The sequence below is a fragment of the Chlorobiota bacterium genome, from assembly GCA_016710285.1.
GTDB lineage: Bacteria > Bacteroidota > Ignavibacteria > OLB7 > OLB7 > OLB7.
Genome location: JADJXR010000001.1, coordinates 2,952,960 through 2,970,591 on the forward strand (window position 1 = coordinate 2,952,960; position 17,632 = coordinate 2,970,591).

General features: G+C 57.8%; 14 protein-coding genes. 11 read left to right on the forward strand and 3 right to left on the reverse strand.

From position 1 onward, the window contains the following. Positions 1 to 2 precede the first annotated feature (2 nt). The 5 genes from aac(3) (at position 3) to IPM61_10795 (ending at position 4,508) form a co-directional block, all read left to right on the forward strand. On the forward strand, positions 3 to 821 hold the full coding sequence (aac(3), locus tag IPM61_10775; GenBank protein MBK8911799.1) for an aminoglycoside 3-N-acetyltransferase: 819 nt from the start codon (positions 3 to 5) through the stop codon (positions 819 to 821). Positions 822 to 830: 9 nt separating this feature from the next. Continuing rightward, the gene (locus tag IPM61_10780) at positions 831 to 1,709 is read left to right on the forward strand and encodes a serine/threonine protein kinase (GenBank protein MBK8911800.1); all 879 of its coding nucleotides are present in this window, start codon (positions 831 to 833) and stop codon (positions 1,707 to 1,709) included. An 87-nt stretch (positions 1,710 to 1,796) separates the two neighbouring features. After that, positions 1,797 to 2,336, forward strand: coding sequence for a GNAT family N-acetyltransferase (locus tag IPM61_10785; GenBank protein MBK8911801.1), 540 nt, complete (start codon positions 1,797 to 1,799; stop codon positions 2,334 to 2,336). 221 nt (positions 2,337 to 2,557) lie between these two features. Further along, positions 2,558 to 3,859, forward strand: coding sequence for an amidohydrolase family protein (locus IPM61_10790; protein ID MBK8911802.1), 1,302 nt, complete (start codon positions 2,558 to 2,560; stop codon positions 3,857 to 3,859). A 10-nt stretch (positions 3,860 to 3,869) separates the two neighbouring features. Next, positions 3,870 to 4,508, forward strand: coding sequence for a VTT domain-containing protein (locus IPM61_10795; GenBank protein MBK8911803.1), 639 nt, complete (start codon positions 3,870 to 3,872; stop codon positions 4,506 to 4,508). Between the two features lie 113 nt (positions 4,509 to 4,621). On the opposite strand, the gene IPM61_10800 is transcribed toward IPM61_10795, so the two are convergent. Both IPM61_10800 and IPM61_10805 read right to left on the reverse strand, forming a co-directional pair. After that, entirely contained in the window at positions 4,622 to 6,820 is a 2,199-nt protein-coding gene (locus tag IPM61_10800; GenBank protein MBK8911804.1) for an OmpA family protein, read from the reverse strand. Between the two features lie 175 nt (positions 6,821 to 6,995). Continuing rightward, the gene (locus IPM61_10805; GenBank protein ID MBK8911805.1) at positions 6,996 to 7,799 is read right to left on the reverse strand and encodes a hypothetical protein; all 804 of its coding nucleotides are present in this window, start codon (positions 7,797 to 7,799) and stop codon (positions 6,996 to 6,998) included. Positions 7,800 to 8,048: 249 nt separating this feature from the next. Between IPM61_10805 and gcvP the strand changes: the two genes are divergently transcribed. From gcvP to IPM61_10820, 3 genes are all read left to right on the forward strand, one after another. Next, positions 8,049 to 10,940 (forward strand): aminomethyl-transferring glycine dehydrogenase, encoded by a 2,892-nt coding sequence (gene gcvP / locus IPM61_10810; protein MBK8911806.1) that lies wholly within the window; start codon positions 8,049 to 8,051, stop codon positions 10,938 to 10,940. A gap of 244 nt (positions 10,941 to 11,184) precedes the next feature. Next, entirely contained in the window at positions 11,185 to 12,027 is an 843-nt protein-coding gene (locus IPM61_10815; GenBank protein ID MBK8911807.1) for a hypothetical protein, read from the forward strand. After that, positions 12,024 to 12,836: a DUF3037 domain-containing protein gene (locus IPM61_10820; protein MBK8911808.1), complete on the forward strand. Its 813-nt coding sequence runs from the start codon at positions 12,024 to 12,026 to the stop codon at positions 12,834 to 12,836. Before IPM61_10815 ends, IPM61_10820 begins: the two co-directional genes overlap by 4 nt. Before the next feature lie 87 nt (positions 12,837 to 12,923). Here IPM61_10820 and IPM61_10825 read toward each other — a convergent pair whose 3' ends face one another. Beyond that, the gene (locus IPM61_10825; protein MBK8911809.1) at positions 12,924 to 13,574 is read right to left on the reverse strand and encodes an O-methyltransferase; all 651 of its coding nucleotides are present in this window, start codon (positions 13,572 to 13,574) and stop codon (positions 12,924 to 12,926) included. A gap of 231 nt (positions 13,575 to 13,805) precedes the next feature. Here IPM61_10825 and IPM61_10830 point away from each other — a divergent pair, with 231 nt between their 5' ends. The 3 genes from IPM61_10830 to IPM61_10840 all read left to right on the forward strand — a co-directional run bounded on the left by IPM61_10830 (position 13,806) and on the right by IPM61_10840 (position 17,578). Next, positions 13,806 to 15,464: a serine/threonine protein kinase gene (locus IPM61_10830; GenBank protein MBK8911810.1), complete on the forward strand. Its 1,659-nt coding sequence runs from the start codon at positions 13,806 to 13,808 to the stop codon at positions 15,462 to 15,464. A 1-nt stretch (position 15,465) separates the two neighbouring features. Continuing rightward, positions 15,466 to 16,548: a Stp1/IreP family PP2C-type Ser/Thr phosphatase gene (locus tag IPM61_10835; GenBank protein ID MBK8911811.1), complete on the forward strand. Its 1,083-nt coding sequence runs from the start codon at positions 15,466 to 15,468 to the stop codon at positions 16,546 to 16,548. A 178-nt stretch (positions 16,549 to 16,726) separates the two neighbouring features. After that, a complete protein-coding gene (locus IPM61_10840; GenBank protein ID MBK8911812.1) occupies positions 16,727 to 17,578 on the forward strand; it encodes a 3-hydroxybutyryl-CoA dehydrogenase in 852 nt (283 codons plus the stop codon). Positions 17,579 to 17,632: the final 54 nt, after the last annotated feature.

Below are 17,632 nucleotides of genomic sequence, written 5' to 3' on the forward strand. Positions count from 1 at the left end.
CCATGTCCGAACTTTCACTTGTCACCAAAAGTCAGCTTGTCCACGATTTACGGGCGATGGGCCTGCGGCCTGGGGAGCTGGTGATGCTTCATGCTTCGGTGAAATCGTTAGGGTGGGTGGTTGGCGGCCCGGAAGTGGTGCTGCAAGCCTTGTTCGACGTGCTGATGCCTGGCGGAACTTTGATGATGGTGGCCAGCTGGGACAGCGCCGAAACCGCCTACAGCCTTAGCGAGCTTCCCGCCGAACACCGGCAAACGTACTACCAGGAACTCCCTTCCTACGACCCCCTAACCTCCCATGCCGACTGGCGCGGGATGAGCATCCTTGCCGAGTATCTGCGGCTTTGGCCTGGGGCCTCGCGCAGTGGCCACCCGTTCTCCTACGTGGCGGTTGGGTCGCTTGCCCAAAAGATCACCGAGAAGCAACCCCTGAACTACCGCGACGGCGTTGGCTCCCCGCTGGCCAAGCTCTGCGGATTTGGCGGGCGGGTCCTGCAGCTTGGCTCTCCGTTGGGGGATATCACCCTGCTGCACCATGCCGAGACGATGGCGCGGGTTCCGAACAAGCGGGTGGTCCGCTACTCCATGCCGCTGCTGCAACGGGGGCGGCGTATCTGGGTGGAGATTGAGGAGTTCGACACCTCGCGCGGGATTGTTGACTGGCCCGAAAATTACTTCGAGGCGATTGCCCGCGAATATCTTACCTCCGGCCGGGGGACAACCGGGAAAGTTGGCTCGGCAGCGGCGCGTCTGTACAACGCGGCGGACCTTGCCGCCTTTGGGATTGACTGGATGGAACGGCACTTCGGGAAGGTGGAGTAAGGTGAACCGATGAACCCACCGATTGGGCAGCGGCGGCTTGAACACTGGTGGATTGGGCACTCATGGATTGAGCAATCGCCGGAGCAATTTCTTTGCAGCATCGGCACGATCGTTGCGCAATTCGACGCAGCCACGCAAGACTCTGGGAACATCTCCTACGTGGTGCAAGTTGGCGATGCGCGCTGGTTTGTGAAGACCGCAGGCGTGGCAGATGACCCAGCCCCATTGCTTCCCCACGGCCAACGGGTTGCGCTTCTTCGGAATGCGGTGCGGCTGCATCGCTCGGTGGCACATCCGGCACTTCCCAAGCTCCATCATGTGATTGAATCTTCCGCCGGGCCGTTGTTGATCTACCAGTGGTGCAGTGGCGATCTGCTTGGCGTGCCGCGTCAGTTTCGCGATGATCCTGCTTCGGCCTATCAGCGGTTCCGCAGTTTGCCAGCCGCTACAATTCTTGCCGCGCTCCATTCGCTGTTCCAGCTTCACCACGTGCTGGCCCAGTCGGGCTGGGTTGCTGTTGATCTGTACGATGGCTCACTGCTGTATAACTTCGCCACCGAACAACTTCATGTTGTTGATCTGGACCATTATCACCCCGGCCCGTTTTGCAACCAGATGGGGAGGATGTTCGGCTCGGCGCGGTTTATGGCTCCCGAAGAATTTCAGCGGGGAGAAATGATTGACCAGCGGACAACGCTTTTCACCCTTGCGCGAATTGCCTTGTGGATGCTTGGCGATGGAACCCTGAACCCACAAGCATTTCGCGGAACAGAGGGAATGCTTCAGGTGCTGAAACAAGCCACCGAACCAAACCCTGAGTTGAGATTCCAGACGGTGAGGAGTTTTTGGGAAGCATGGTGCAAGGCTACAGAAGAGAGAAAAGCATGAAAGGCAATATCCACAAGACCCAATAGACTCAATCGAGGTTCGTTCCGCAACGATCTCTTCATCCGAATCATGCATCAAGCCGGCTCCATGAACGAAGAAGAAATCATCATCCGCCCATATCACCCCGATGACTCCATCGGCCAGATCACCACGTTGCTTCACGAGGCCTACGGCCAGCTTGCGCGGATGGGGTTGCGCTACTTGGCAACCCACCAGGACCAGGCCACCACGCTGGACCGTATCGCCAGCGGGGTTCGCACGTTTGTGGCCGAGCAGGGGGGCGCGATTGTTGGAACGCTGACGCTGTATGGACCCTACCCCGAATCCTCCACCCCCTGGTATCGCCAGCCGACGGTCTTCCACTTTGGGCAATTTGCCGTGCAGCCCCGGCTTCAGCGCAACGGCATCGGGTTGCGGATGATTGAGCTGGCCGAAGCAGAGGCGCGGGCACTTGGCGCAACCGAGCTTGCGCTGGACACCGCCCAGCCGGCCGAGCATCTTTGCCAGTGGTATCAGCGGCTTGGCTTCCGGTTTATCGAGTATGCCCAGTGGGACGTTACCAACTACCGCAGCGTTATCCTTTCCAAACGGCTTGTTGGGGAAATGGATCAAGCAAGTCAAGATTGATGACGTGGCATGGCTGCAGGCTATCGCCGCTTGCGGTTTCAATCGCGAAGAACGCCTTGTTCAAAAAAAACTCAATCCCGCACGGTTGCACACGCGGCGGCACTTCTCTACTTTCGCCTTCCAAATTTTGGATGTTGTTGGTGGTTCCAAGCAACCGCATCCAGAAGTCTCCTTCAATCTTCAACATCAATCTCCAACCTCTGTTTCCCAACGGTACGCCAATGATCTCACGATGTCTGCTTTGCCTTGTTCTGATTGCTGTTGTGTGTGGCGGTGCGGCGGCGCAATCGCAAAAAGGGACCTTTGCCCTTACCAATGCCCGTATCCAAACCGTGACGAATGGAGTGGTGGAGCGGGGCGTGCTGGTGATCCGCGATGGAACAATCGCCGCGCTTGGCCCCGACGTTCCGGTCCCAGCAGATGCCACCGTTATTGACTGCAGCGGCCTGACGCTGTACCCAGGAATGATTGATGGCGGAACCCAGCTTGGCCTTGTTGAAGTTGGCTCGCTTCCGGAAACCCGCGACAACAGGGAGCTTGGGCAGATTGCCCCGCAGATGCGTGCGCTTACCGCCGTCAATCCGAACTCCGTCAGCATTCCCGTCACCCGCGTCAGTGGCGTGACAACGGTGCTGACGGTGCCGAACGGAGGCTTGTTCCCGGGAACCGCCGCGCTGATTAACCTGAACGGATACACGCCGGAGCAGATGAGCGTTGCCGGCTGGCAGGCGGTGGCGATGAACTTCCCTTCAACCGGGCGGCGCGGCTGGTGGGATGACCGCCCCGAAGAGGAGGTGGAGAAAGAAGCCACCAAGGCCCGCGAACGATTGGACGACGTGTGGCGGAAGGCACGGCTGTACGCCGCAATTGATTCGGCACGCCGCGCCAACCCTGACCCAAAACGGTTGCCGGAATATCTTCCAGAAATGGACGCGCTCCTCCCCGCCGTCACCGGGCGCGCACCGTTGTTGATTGAGGTGAACGTGGCGCGGGACATTGATTCGGCGATTGTGTGGGCAAAGCAAAACAACGTGCGGGCAATTTTTACCGGCGTTGAGGAAGGGTGGCGCGTGGCCGATAAGCTTGCGGCGGCAAAGATTCCCTGCATTGTTGGTCCGGTGCTAAGCATCCCCAACCGCCCCAGCGACCGTTACGACCGTGCGTACGGGAACGCCGGATTGCTTCATGCTGCGGGGGTGAAAGTTGCCTTGCGAACCAACGAGGAAGCCAACGTCCGTAACCTGCCGTTCCAAGCCGGATATGCCGCTGCTTACGGAATGGGGCGCGAAGAAGCCTTGCGAGCGGTGACGATTACCGCAGCGGAAATTTTTGGCGTGAGCAACCAGCTTGGCTCGCTCGAGGTTGGCAAGCAAGCCACGCTGTTTGCCGCCGACGGGGACCCGTTTGAACCCGCCACCAACATCCGCCACCTGTTCATTGATGGCTACCGGATACCGATGACCAGCAGGCACACCGATCTTCATCAAGAATTTCTGCATCGCCAGCCCGGGCTGAAGGAGTAGTTGGAAGGGAATGCCACGTTGGGCGCGTTGGTTGCTGTTTGCGCTGCTGTTGCTGCTGGTTGTGCTGCTGCCGTTTGGGTTGTTTGGCGAAGCGGTGGAGAAGTGGGTTGGCAGGTTTATCGCCGCAACCCACCAGCAGCCGGTCGTCACGGGTTTGGTGTTGGCGTTGTTGCTGGTGTCGGATATTCTGCTGCCGGTGCCAAGCAGTGTGGTCAGCACGGCGGCGGGGTATCTGTTGGGGTTTTGGGGCGGGCTGACTGCCTCGTTTTTTGGAATGAGTTTGGGGAGCTTGTTGGGGTATTGGTTGGGGAAACGTGCGGGCCGGGGGGCCGCCGTTCGGATTGTGGGGAAGGAGGAACTTGAGCGGTTCCGGTTGCTAACGGAGCGTTGGGGGGCTTGGGGCGTTGTGGTGGCGCGGCCAATTCCGGTGCTGGCCGAGGTCTCCGCCTTTGCTGCCGGAATAAGCGGGATGAATCCCAGCAGCTACTTGCTTCTAACGGGGCTTGCCAACCTGGGAATCTCCGCCGTCTATGCCGCAACCGGGGCGTTCGCTGCCAGCGCAGAATCGTTCCTGTGGGCGTTTGGAGCATCGGTCCTGCTGCCCGGGGTGGGGATGATGTATGTGAGAAGAGTGAGGGGGGAGAAATAGAGTTTGATTGATGCCTGCGGGGATACCAACCGGAGCGCAAAAATGGAAGAAGGGGGTGGCACAACTGCCACCCCCTTCTTCCGTAATCTTGACGGCAAAACCACACCGCCTTGTTAATTCACCCCAATCCCCCGGTCCTTCGCGGTTGTGCTGGCGGTGGGGTTCACTGGCGTTTCCACGATTACCGTGACGGTCCGGCAGTAGTAGCGGCCTTCGGGCAACTCGTTGTCGTACAGAAGGTCCTTTTCCCCCCGCCCAATCGTTTCCTTCACCGGAATCCCCAACGCCTCCGCGGCAGCGTCGGCGCGGCGTTGCGAAAGGGCTTTGTTGTACGGCGGAAGCCCAATCCGGTCCGTGTGGCCAATCACCCGCACCACCGATTGCGGCGTTATCCGATCCTGCATGATCGCCGTTGCTTGGCGGCTGAAATCTTGGATGTCCTGCTGGTCGAACCCGAACAACAGCAGGGTGTAGGTGTCAACATACTTCCCATCAATCACCTCCCGCTCCTCCTCGTATTCCTCCTCCTGAACAATCACCACCCGCTTGCTCTGCTCGCGCTCCATCACGTTGTCCATCGAGTCGCGGATGGTGAGCTTGCTGGAGATTTTCACCGTGTCGGTAAGGTTCAGCCCCGGGCGGCGTTCAACCTCGAAGTCAATCTGCTTCGGGGGCGTTCCGTAGCCGGACTTAGCATCGGTAATCACCGAATCCCCAACGGTGACATCCAAGGACCAAGCGTTCAATTCCTTGGTCGAGTCTGGCTCGCCGCCGGTGGTTGGAAGGAACCGGATCAGCCCGGCGGTTCCCAGCGTTGCGGTGTCGGGCAAGCGAACCGGGGCAAGGAGCGAAAGGTCCTTTGCGTAAATCTCCACCCGTTGGTTTTCGCGCGCGCCCTCGGCGGTGTCAACTTCGCTGAGCGACGGGTTGGCCGGAAGCCCCCGCACCGCAAGCTCCACCCGGTTTGCGCGGATGCGCCACGTGTTGATGATGTAATCGCGCACCGCTTCGGCACGGCGGCGGGCAAGCGTGGTGTCGGTCTCGAATTGGCTTAGGCATCCCGTCACGGTGATGGTCGCCCTGCTGTTGCGGCGCAACCGCTGGCCAATAATGTTGAGCAGTTGATGATAGACCCCGATGGTGTTGCCACGTGGCAGCCGCTCAATCTCAAAATTTTTCACCGACTTTTTATCCAGTTGCTTGTAGCGTGCCGGTATCACCGCGCTGTCGCGTTCGAAGAAAACGTAGGGGAGCAGCGCGTGGAATTCGGTTGATTGAATTTTCCGTTTGCTGAGGATGACGGTATCCTTCAACCCCTCCGGCGTGACGGCTCCGGCCTCGAACAACGTGTCGGGAATGGCAGCGGGGTCGGTTCCTCCTTTCTTGCTGGTGTCTGGCTTCCGTGCGATTGGCGGGGAAGGAGGGATCACCTGGTACCAATCCCCCCCGATCGCGTAGCGGAAACCAATCGTCCCGCTGAAGTTCGTCGCCTTCCACTCCTCCCCCGAACGGAGGTTGTTCGTGATGTTATCGAACACCGGGGAGTATTGGACCTCAAGGAAGAATTTGAATTGCTCCGATAACGGGATGTTGATCCCCGTCGCCACCGTCACCCCAAACACCGATTGCTGCCCGGTGATTTCGCCATCATCCAGCGTGCGGGCCGTTTGGCTGTTCAGGCGGAACTGGGCGTTGGCGGGGTCAGTGATTTTTTCGGTGTAGTTGTAGGACCCATTCAGCGGAAGAAGAATCGTTGGGCCAACCTCGAAATACAAGGGGAATCCAACCGGGCCAAAATAGAGATACGGGGTGGCGTTCAGCACCCCGTAGGAGTTCACCACGGTTCCTTCAACGTCGGCAGGGATGGTTGCGCCGGTTGGTCCTTTCACCTCCGTTTCGTTGCGGTAGTTTTTCACCAAATCCGCCCCGCGCGACTCGTATCCGGCGCGAAGTCCAAGCGCGAAAACGCGATCCAGGGGAACCTCGAACAACAGCCCGATTGCCCCCCCAATCCCGTAGCCTTCGGTGAAGATGCTGGAGGTTGGGGCGGTGCGCCGGCTGGCGGCGAAATAGTCGGGTTGGATCAGCCCGCTTTGCGTCACCCCGGCAAGGCTGCCGTACGCGCCAACGTAAAAATCGGGGACAAGCCAACGTTCCGCGCTGTCCTGCTCCGATTGCTCTTGCGCCCATGCCGCGTGCGGCGGCAGCAGCAGCCAGCAGCAAAGGAAAAGCAATGGAGGAAACAGGAATCGGATGGCGCGCATCGGATTGGCGTGGGCAACAAGGATTTGAGTTGAAAAGCGATTCAGCATCAGAACAGTACTTCTGTGAATGATTCTTGGTATCGCAACAACGGGAAGGCTTCGGCCAGAGTTAGTTCCGATCACCAGAAAACAACGCCTTAAAGATAGCACCACATCCCCGCCGAAAAAGGGGAAAGAACGTCCTGCAACGGAAATCGAAAGGGACCCAGCGGGCGACCCGCGCCTACTGGAACCGCTCAATCACGTGTTGCAGCCACAGCTTCCGGGCGTGCTGAAGGAACTGGTCCGGCGCGTTCTGGAAGTCGCGAGCGTTCGCGTATTTGCCATCCATCTTCCAATACTCTCCGTTGGTTTCAATGGCGGTTTGGTCAAGGTCATCAAGGCAGCAGATGTCGGATTCGGTGGGGAGCGGGCGGTTGTTCGTGGCTTCGTCGCTTAGGCCGGAGTAATCAATAAACATGATTCCCCGCAGCGCGAACTTCCGGTTGTTTTCGTGCATCAGCAGCTTCATGCTGGCCGGCGAGACATCGCTGCGGCAGGCAAGTTTGTAGAGGATCGTGGTCTCGGTGATGCCATTGTTGTCCAGATCGGTAACGGTTGGGCGGCCCAGAAACTGCAGGGTGATGTCGAACTCGCAATGGCGGATCGCGTCGGCAATGTCCCACAGCACCGCCCAGCCGGTGTCGCGGCGAACGTACTGTTTGGCAATCAGCTGGCTGCTTTGGCCCAGCATCCCATCGCGGTCGGGAAGTTTCTCATCGTAGGGTGGAACCAGCGACTCCACCAGCAGGTTCTGGCCGTTCGCGTCCTCCCACCGCAACCCCAACTGCGCCCGCCCCCGCACCGCAATTTCCGCCGGAAGCTCCGATGGCTTCAGCGTATCAACATCCAACGGTTTGGGCACGTTCGGTTTTGGTGTGGTTGCGGTCTGTTCCGCCGGCGGCTGTTTCCCTGCCTCCTCGGTCTGCGGTTGGGACGAGCAAGCGATGAGAAGCGAAAGCATCAGGCAGGCAAGGAAGGTTTTCATGGAGAAATAGAGTTGTGTGATTTCAGCACTCTGCAGCCAAACTGGCAAGGATGAAATTGCGAAGAATTGGTGTGATGGAAGCGGGGGCTTGGAGTGTTGAAACAGAGATGGGGAAAAGGTGAGAGTTTCTTGCCGCACAACTTCCCCCCGCTGTTTCCTCTCGTGACTACTCCCTTCGCGGTTGGGTGAGTAATTTTGTGCGGTTTTCTGCATGGAATTTCACTAACAACTCAGTCCAATCTACGGCTCATGTCAACGACCGTCAACGACCTTGATCTTCGCTACACCGACGACTTCATCCCCCGCCATATCGGCCCAAACGACGACGAAACCGCGCTGATGCTTGCCGCATTAGGCCACTCAACGCTTGATGAACTGATTGAAGCCACCATCCCTGCCGACATCCGGTTGCGCCAGCCGCTTCCGATCCAAGATGGAAAAAGTGAGTACGAGATGCTGGCCGAGCTTCGCGCTATCTCCAAAAAAAACCAGGTCTATCGCTCCTACCTCGGCATGGGGTACTACGACACCATCACCCCGGGGGTGATCCAGCGGAACATCCTGGAAAACCCAGGGTGGTACACCCAGTACACCCCCTACCAAGCGGAGATTGCGCAGGGCCGTTTGGAGGCGTTGCTCAATTTCCAAACAATGGTGATTGACCTTACCGGACTGCCGATTGCCAACGCTTCGCTGCTGGACGAAGCCACCGCCGCTGCCGAGGCAATGCACCTTAGCTACGCAGCCCATAAAAATCCCGAAGCCAACGCCTTTTTTGTCAGCGAAGAATGCTTCCCGCAGACGATTGAGGTAATCCGCACCCGCGCGCTGATGCAGGGGATTGACGTGGTTGTTGGGGACCACCGCACCTTCGACTTCAGCACCCCGGTGTTTGGCGTGCTGGTCCAATATCCCGCTGCCGATGGGGCCGTGCATGATTATCGCGACTTCATCGCCCGCGCCCACCAGCATGGCGCAACCGTGGCAATGGCTGCCGACCTTCTTTCCCTTGCACTGCTGACACCCCCGGGTGAGCTGGGGGCCGACATCGCAATCGGGACCACGCAGCGGTTTGGTGTGCCGCTTGGATTTGGCGGACCGCACGCCGCGTTTTTTGCCACCCGCGATGAGTTCAAACGGATTATCCCGGGCCGCATCATCGGCGTTTCGGTGGATGCCCAGGGGAAACCCGCGTTGCGGATGGCGTTGCAAACCCGCGAGCAGCATATCCGCCGCGAGAAAGCAACCAGCAACATCTGCACGGCCCAAGTGCTGCTGGCGGTGATTGCCGGGATGTACGCCGTCTATCACGGCCCCCATGGAATCCGCCGCATTGCCCACCGGGTCCACAAGTTGGCGGCGGTGCTGGCCGCGGGCCTAGGGCGGTTAGGGTTCAGCATCCAACACAACATCTACTTCGACACGATCAGGGTGAACGTCCCGGAGGGGAAGGCAAACCAAATTCTGCTGCTTGCACGCGAGCGGAAGATCAACCTGCGGAAACTGGATGCCTGCTCAATCGGCATTGCCCTTGATGAGACCGTCCAGATCAAGGACCTGCTGGACCTGTTGGCGGTGTTCAACAACGGCCTTCCGGTAACGTTCGGAATGGATGACCTTGCCGGCGAGGCATCAGTTGGCTACGGGGCGGAGTTCGCACGCACCAGCCCGTACCTTACTCACCCGGTCTTCAACAAACATCACAGCGAGCATGAGATGCTCCGCTACATGCGGATGCTGGAGTCGCGGGACCTTTCGCTGACCCACTCCATGATCCCCCTTGGCTCCTGCACGATGAAGCTGAACGCCACCAGCGAGATGTTCCCGGTGACGTGGGCGGAGTTCGGGAAGATCCACCCGTTTGCCCCAAGCGAGCAGACGGAGGGATACCACACCCTGTTCAGCACGCTGGAGGAAGCGTTGGAGAATATCACCGGATTCGCGAAAGTCTCCTTGCAGCCGAACGCAGGCTCGCAGGGTGAGTACGCCGGGTTGCTGGTGATTATGGCGTATCATCGCGCCCGTGGCGAATCGCACCGGAACGTCTGCATCATCCCGCAGTCGGCACACGGGACCAACCCCGCCAGCGCGGTGATGGCCGGCATGAAAGTGGTGGTGGTTGCCACCGCCCCCAACGGCAACATTGACATTGCCGACCTGAAGAAAAAAGCCGAGGAGCACAAGGATAACCTTGCTGCGTTGATGGTGACCTACCCCAGCACACACGGGGTGTTCGAGGAAGGGATTCGGGAGATTTGCGAAACCATCCACACCCACGGCGGCCAGGTGTACATGGACGGCGCGAACATGAACGCACAAGTTGGGCTAACCAGCCCGGCGACAATCGGCGCGGACGTGTGCCACCTGAACCTCCATAAAACATTCTGCATTCCGCACGGTGGCGGCGGGCCGGGGATGGGGCCGATTGGCGTTGCGGCGCACCTTGCTCCGTTTTTGCCCGGGCATCCGGTGGTGAAGATTGGGGGGGACCAAGCAATCGGTCCGGTGTCGGCTGCGCCGTGGGGAAGTGCCAGCATCCTTCCAATCAGCTGGATGTACATTTTTATGATGGGGGGTGCGGGGCTTACCCACGCCACCAAAATCGCAATCCTGAACGCCAACTACGTGGCCAAGCGGCTGGAAGAACACTACCCCGTTCTCTACAAAGGAACCAACGGCACGGTTGCCCACGAGTGCATTCTGGACCTGCGCCACTTGAAGGCTTCCAGCGGTGTGGAAGTTGAGGATGTGGCGAAGCGATTGATGGATTACGGGTTCCACGCCCCAACCGTCAGCTTCCCCGTTGCCGGAACGCTGATGGTGGAGCCAACCGAAAGCGAGACGTTGGACGAGTTGGACCGGTTCTGCGAGGCGATGATCGCCATTCGCCAGGAGATTCGTGAGATTGAGGAGGGAGCCGCCGACAAAGCCGACAACCTGCTGAAGAACGCGCCCCACACCGCCGAAGTGGTAATGGCCGACGACTGGAACCGCCCGTACACCCGCCAGCGTGCGGCGTATCCGGCGCAGTGGGTGCGCCACAGCAAGTTCTGGCCCTCGGTCGGTCGCGTCAACAACGCCGCCGGGGACCGCACGCTTATCTGTGCCTGCCCGCCGATTGAGGAGTATATGGAGGCGTGAAAGAGGGAGGGGGGAGAAGGTTGAAGATGAGTTCCGTTGTGCGGTTCACTGAATAACGGCCTTCGCTCATTCTGAACTTCGTGACGAGAATACCGAAGGAGGCGTTCCAATTTTGCAGAAGTGCTTTGCGGAACGCCTCCTTTGTCGCAGTTTTGGGTTCCTTTGTTCACCTTGAGGTGGCGGGTTGATAGGAAGCATTGCTTGCCGTTAAAGTATTTGGCAATTTTTCAAAGTAGAGTCGTCTATGTGGTCGCCAACAACGTTCAGGCGTTATGTTCGCACAATTGAATCAAGCTCACGCCCAGCATATATTGACACTGATGCGGGGCCAGCATACTTAAAAGCGGCGAATAATCCAGAAGGGCCGCATATCCTTGCCTGTGATTGGTTCGGGACGCGCTTAGCGCAGAAATTTCATCTTCCGACGTTAGAAGTAGCGATACTGCCATTAACGAGCCTTGATGAAATTCCAATTGGCAAGGGAATAATTGCCTCACCAGAGCCAGCATTCGTTAGCCGTGCTGAACAAGGGGCAACGATGGGAGGTAGTGGTACATTAGAGTATGTTGAGAATCTGGACGATATTCCCCGAATTGTTGTTTTTGATACGTGGGTGCGCAACTGCGATCGGTATTGCCCAACTGACACGCCCAACGGCAAGCCGCGAATCAACGTAGATAATGTTTTTCTTTCGGTGGAGGGGGCAACACAGGGCAAATTTATTTTGAAGCCAATTGATCATGGCCACATTTTTTCCTGTGGCAAGCAATTAACACCGAAATTGTCGAATATCTCAAATGTGCAAGAACGAAAGCTCTATGGATTATTTCCGGAATTCCGCAAGTATGTCACAATTGAGAGCCTTCATGCAATCGTAGATGAGCTTGCCGATATTCGGCCAACGTTGTGGGAAGACTTGCTCCATGATTTACCAGATGCATGGCATATTACAGATGAAATCCGAGCAGCGATTAATTCTTTTTTGATTGATCGCGCACAGTTTTTGTCAAACAATCTTCGTGAAATTGCTTACAACGAACTGCACCCCGGAAAAATAGATTTTGACGCAAATCAAACGCAACCATGAACACAGATATGCAACCGGCAAAAGGTTATTACTCCATCGTTCAGTACGTGCCTGACGTTGAGCGTACTGAGGGGGCCAACATCGGTATCGTACTCTTTTGTCCTGATAAACATTTTCTGCAAGCAAAGCTATCACCTAATAACAATCGCGTCAATCGGTTCTTTGGCTCTAAGCCAGATAGCAATCTTGATGGAACAAGAATCAAGACGCTGAAAATGGCGTTTCAAGAGCGTATGGTCTTCGAGAAAGAGCGCATTAAAACCCAAGAAGATTTCCGATTATTTGGTGCTTCACGTGGCAATCATTTGCTTCTGACAGAACCACGGCCAATTAAAGTCCTTAATCCCGAAGAAGAATTGAATCAGCTATTCAATCGTCTTGTTGGCAGTAATTCTCATAGAAAACAGAATGATGACACGAAGCATCTAATAAAAGAGATTGATAAGCAATTCGAATCGGAAATAAGCAAGCAAGGGATCGCGCAGTTAATTAAAAAGAATGTTCTTCTGGAACTTCCACTTCTTAAACGAGCTGAGGTGTTCCCCTTCAGCTTTCAAAATGGACAGCAAAATGTGATTAAAACTTTTGCCATCCGAAGCAATGACCAGAAAAATACCAATCAGGCTTGCGTAGTTGCTATGGAGGGGAAGGCTCTTGCTGATATTAATGTGAAATTGAACGTGCTGGCAAAATATGATGCTGTTGAAGATGATCACGTCCCAAATATCTTTGCGTCAATGGATATCCCAGTCCATACAGTGGACCGCATTGAGGAATTTGTACTAGAGATTAAAAAATTCGCTCATTGAGTAGCGCACTTTACGCAAAAATCAACAGAGCGGGGCGACTACAATAGCCGCCCCGCTCTGTTATTTCTGATCTCTCGCCTGTTATTCTTACAACACCACCCCAATGCACATCCCATCCCCAATCGGTACCAGCGAGCTTTGCAGTTCCGGGCGGGCGGCCATTGCGCGGTTGAAGGCTTGCATCCCTTGCACGCTTGGGTCCTGGGCATCGGGGTCGGCGATTTGGCCCCAGGCCAACGCGTTGTCCCCGGCAATCACCCCGCCGCGCCGCATCATCGGCAGGATCAGTTCAAGGTAGCGGACGTAGTTCGGTTTGTCGGCATCAATAAACGCGAAGTCATAAGGGCCGCTTCCGGCAAGGTCGCGCTCCAAAACATCAACCCCCGCGCCAACACGAACCTCGATCTTGGATCCCAGTCCGGCGCGCTCGGCCCAGCTTTGCGCAAACTCGGCATGGAACGGGTCCCGCTCAATGGTGGTGACGGTTCCATCCTCCGGCAGCGCGCGTGCCATGGTGATGGCACTGTATCCGGCAAGCGTCCCAACTTCCAGCACCCGCTTTGCCCCAATCGCCCGCAGAAAAACCTGCATGAATGCCGCTTGTTCCGGGCTGATCTGAATCGCCGGTATCCCCGCCTGGATTGCTGCCGCCCGAAGCTCACCCAAAATGGTGTCCTCCGCCGGAAACAGCTGGATCATGTAGTCAACAATCTGGTCAGTTAATGGTGTTCCTTTCATGGAAATCGGTTGATAGAGGATTGGTTGATGGATTGCAGTTTTGTGCGATTTTGAACGCGGCGAATATACGATATTCAGCACCCGGTAACGTGGGAACAGATGAAGGGTGAAGGGGATGGACGTTGACGACGTGTGGAGAAGGCGATGGAGCCAAAGGATCACCAAACGCAATCCCATGCTCCATTCTATTGAACCAATCGAATTACCGATTCTTGATAACCAAACCCAACCATGAACGATTCCCCACGCCGTGTTGGCGGCTATGAACTGTTGGAACTGCTTGGCTCCGGAGGGATGAGCCAGGTCTATCGCGCCCGCCGGATTGACGACGGGGAGGTGGTTGCCCTGAAGGCAATTCGGATGGAGGATGTGGAGGCCGAACACGAACGCCGCCTGCGCCGCGAACCCGAGGTCCAGCAAGGGGCGGGGCACGCCAACATCGTGAAGATGCACGATTGGTTCCGCGAGCACGACACGTTCTATCTGGTGATGGAGTATGTGGCCGGGCGTTCCCTTGCGCAGGTGATCTACAAGGAATCGGGACCGCTTCCGTTCGAGCGTGCGCGTGGGTATCTGCGCCAGGCGTTGGCGGGGCTGGCGCATCTTCACTCCCTGGGGATTATCCACCGTGACATCAAACCTTCCAACCTGATAGTGGGGTGGGACGACACGGTGAAACTTGCCGATTTCGGCATCGCGAAATTTGCCTGGCAGCAGGGGGAAACCCGCACCCAAAAAGGGTTGGGAACCCCCGAGTATATGTCGCCCGAGCAAGTCCGCGGGGCGCAGATTGACCACCGCACCGACCTCTATTCGCTGGGCATCACCTTCTTCGAAATGCTGACCGCACGCAAGCCGTTTGCGCGTGGCCAGGAAACCCCCATCGGCTATGCTGAAGTGATCCAGGGGGTGCTGACCGCCCAGCTTCCCGACCCGCGAACGTTCCAACCAACGCTGCCCCCCACCGTTGTCCGGCTGCTGAATCGCGCAACCGCAAAGGACCCTGCCGAACGGTTCCAAACCGCAGGGGAGTTTGCAAGCGCGTTGGAGATGGTGGAGGCCGCCCCGGAGGCCGCCGCTGGAGCTCCATTCCACGATCCCGCGCCAACAGTGGTGGCCGGCGCGATGCCGCAAACTCCATCGTTATCTCCATCCTCGCCGCCGCCGCAAGCCCCATCACCACAGCCGAACCCTGTGCCTCCGGCAGCGCAGCCGGTTCAGGAGCGGATGCCCAGCAATGCTCCGCTTTGGATTATTCTGGCAGCCATTATTCTGGGGGTGGGTGGGTATTTCGGGATGCGGTGGTATAAGGAGAGCCAGAATCTTCTGCCGGTTTCCGTTGGGCTTACCGATGCGGGGGCGTTGGACCTCTCAAAAAAAATCGCCGTTGATTACCAGATGTTCTCCCGCAACCAAAACGCCGGCGCGCTTGCCTCGCTCTATGCCGAGCAGGGGGTGGAGTACTTCCGCCTGAAGCGAGCCTCACGCAAGGTTATCGAGAACGATATGGATGATTTTTTCAGCCGGATTGTTGCCACGCCACGGTTCGACATCACGGTGAAAAACGCCAAAGCCCAGAACGACAGCACCATCGCCACCGAGTGGTGGATTGCCTACGAACGGCAGCGCGACGACCAAACCTTGCTGCGCGGGCAAACCAGCAACCTGCTGACAATCCAGCGGAACGGCGGGGAGTGGCTGATCGTTCGCCAATCGCAAAAGTGGATAAAGCGGGATGACGTTGCTCCCCCCGCCGACACGCCCGAAGTGAAGGACATCATCCATCCCCCCGCCGACACCGTGACGAGCGCGCCGCCAACGGTTCCCGATACCGCGTCGTCGCCAAACAATCCGTCGTCGCCCCAATCACAAGTCCGTCGCCAGCCGTAGCATGAGCCTGCCCAACCCACCCAACACCAACGCCCCGGTCCGCATTGCCACGCGGACCGATGTCGGGCTGCGCCGGATGCAGAACGAGGATTCGCTGGGAACGCTTCCCCTTCCCAACGGCCACGCGCTGGTGGTGTGCGATGGAATGGGGGGTCACGAAGGTGGGGCCGAAGCAAGCAACATTGCCGTCACGGCCTTCCTGTCGGAACTGAGCAACGCAGCTCCGTCCGTGGCCGATGCCGCAGCAATGGAGCAAGGGGTGAAGATTGCCAACCAGGAAATTTTCCAAGCTGCGCGCAAGCGTGGGGAGGGGGTGGTGATGGGGACCACGTTGGTGGGGGGGATAATCGCGGCGCGCGGCACGGGGGCAGGGGAAACTTCGCTGACACTATCGGTGGTGAACGTGGGGGATAGCCGGGCGTATCTGTTCAGGGACCAGCGGTTGCAGCAGATCACCAAGGATCATTCCCATGTGGCGCACCTTCTTTCCATTGGGGCAATCACCCCGGCACAAGCGGCCAATTTTCCCGGGCGGAACGTTGTCACCCGGGCACTTGGTTCGGAGCCTTCGGTGCGGCCCGATCTGTTCCAGCTTCCGCTGCAGCGGGGTGATCTTCTCCTGCTTTGCAGCGACGGGCTTCACTCGGAAATCAGCGATGAACGAATCGCGGAAATCTTGCGAAGCAATCCCCAATTAGAAACCGCGTGCGACGCGCTGGTGGTTGCTGCGCTGGCCGCCGGCGGGCGCGATAACATCACCGTGATCCTTGCACGGATGGAGGAAGGGGCTGCGGTGGACGCTGCAACCGCCGCCAACACCCTGGAGCTTGCCTCCACCGCTGTGAAAGAAAAATCGGACCCGAAAAAAAGTGCGTGGCTGCGGGCAATGCTGGTAAGCACCGTTGCCGCCGTGGCGATGATTGCGGCCTGGCTTGTGCTTCTTTGCCCCGCGCCCTGTTCCGCTCCGGCAGCAATGGGTCCCAGCGATTCCGGCAGCGCGCAACCGGCCATCAACCCCGCGCAACCGGTTGACTCGGCACCGGCGCAACGCACCCCGGGCGAGGGGTTGTACGAGGTTCCATAAGCAGTTGGCATTGGCGCGCCGCAACCCCATGTTCTGCGGGAGCCAATACAATTGGGAACGGGAGAATTCTCCGGCGGGAGGGGTTCGGCGTTGTATTTTCGGCAGCTTTCCAAGCGGGCGGGCAACCGACCTTCATCAAGTCTTCTTCATCAACTTTCAACGATACAGAACCATCCAGATGGAAATCCAGAACATCCTTGTTATCGGTGCCGGAACCATGGGGAACGGCATTGCCCACGTGTTTGCGCAAACCGGCCACAACGTCACGCTGGTTGACGTGGACGCGCAACGCTTGCAGGGGGGGATTGGCACCATTGCCAAAAACCTTGACCGGCAAGTGAAGAAAGAAGCGATCACCGAAGCGGAAAAGGAGGCAACGTTAGGCCGCATCACCCCTTCCACCGATTTGGTGGGATCGGCTGCGGGGGCGGATTTAATTATCGAGGCGGCCACCGAGAATCCAACAATCAAAGCGGAGATTTTCCGCACGTTGGATGCCAACGCGAAGGAGTCGGCGATACTGGCCACGAACACTTCCTCCATCTCCATCACCCAGATTGCCGGCGGGACGCAACGCCCCGAGAAGGTGATTGGAATGCACTTCTTCAACCCCGTTCCGGTGATGAAGTTGGTGGAGATCATCCGTGGGCTTGCCACCAGCGACGAAACCTACACGGCGATAAAACTGCTGAGCGAAAAACTTGGGAAAGTCCCGGTGGAGGTCCACGATTACCCAGGCTTCGTCAGCAACCGCGTGTTGATGCCGATGATTAACGAGGCCATCTACTGCGTGATGGAAGGGGTGGCAACGGTGGAGTCGGTGGACACGGTGATGAAACTTGGCATGGCCCACCCAATGGGTCCGCTAACGCTGGCCGATTTCATCGGCTTGGATGTTTGCCTTGCCATCATGGAGGTCCTGCACAAAGGGCTTGGCGACGACAAATATCGCCCCTGCCCGCTGCTGCGGAAAATGGTGGCCGCCGGCCATTTGGGGCGGAAGAGTGGGAAAGGATTTTATCAGTATTGATCCCCCAAAACAGAGGGTGATGTTGGCGCAAAGTAGCGGCCGCGATTCAATCGG

Bases quoted from the DNA above. Each gene is read 5' to 3' on its own strand.
- IPM61_10780 (MBK8911800.1), top strand. From the start codon at position 831: ATGAACCCACCGATTGGGCAGCGGCGGCTTGAACACTGGTGGATTGGG.
- IPM61_10785 (MBK8911801.1), top strand. From the start codon at position 1,797: ATGAACGAAGAAGAAATCATCATCCGCCCATATCACCCCGATGACTCC.
- IPM61_10790 (MBK8911802.1), top strand. From the start codon at position 2,558: ATGATCTCACGATGTCTGCTTTGCCTTGTTCTGATTGCTGTTGTGTGT.
- IPM61_10795 (MBK8911803.1), top strand. From the start codon at position 3,870: ATGCCACGTTGGGCGCGTTGGTTGCTGTTTGCGCTGCTGTTGCTGCTG.
- IPM61_10800 (MBK8911804.1), bottom strand. From the start codon at position 6,820: ATGCTGAATCGCTTTTCAACTCAAATCCTTGTTGCCCACGCCAATCCG.
- IPM61_10805 (MBK8911805.1), bottom strand. From the start codon at position 7,799: ATGAAAACCTTCCTTGCCTGCCTGATGCTTTCGCTTCTCATCGCTTGC.
- gcvP (MBK8911806.1), top strand. From the start codon at position 8,049: ATGTCAACGACCGTCAACGACCTTGATCTTCGCTACACCGACGACTTC.
- IPM61_10815 (MBK8911807.1), top strand. From the start codon at position 11,185: ATGTGGTCGCCAACAACGTTCAGGCGTTATGTTCGCACAATTGAATCA.
- IPM61_10820 (MBK8911808.1), top strand. From the start codon at position 12,024: ATGAACACAGATATGCAACCGGCAAAAGGTTATTACTCCATCGTTCAG.
- IPM61_10825 (MBK8911809.1), bottom strand. From the start codon at position 13,574: ATGAAAGGAACACCATTAACTGACCAGATTGTTGACTACATGATCCAG.
- IPM61_10830 (MBK8911810.1), top strand. From the start codon at position 13,806: ATGAACGATTCCCCACGCCGTGTTGGCGGCTATGAACTGTTGGAACTG.
- IPM61_10835 (MBK8911811.1), top strand. From the start codon at position 15,466: ATGAGCCTGCCCAACCCACCCAACACCAACGCCCCGGTCCGCATTGCC.
- IPM61_10840 (MBK8911812.1), top strand. From the start codon at position 16,727: ATGGAAATCCAGAACATCCTTGTTATCGGTGCCGGAACCATGGGGAAC.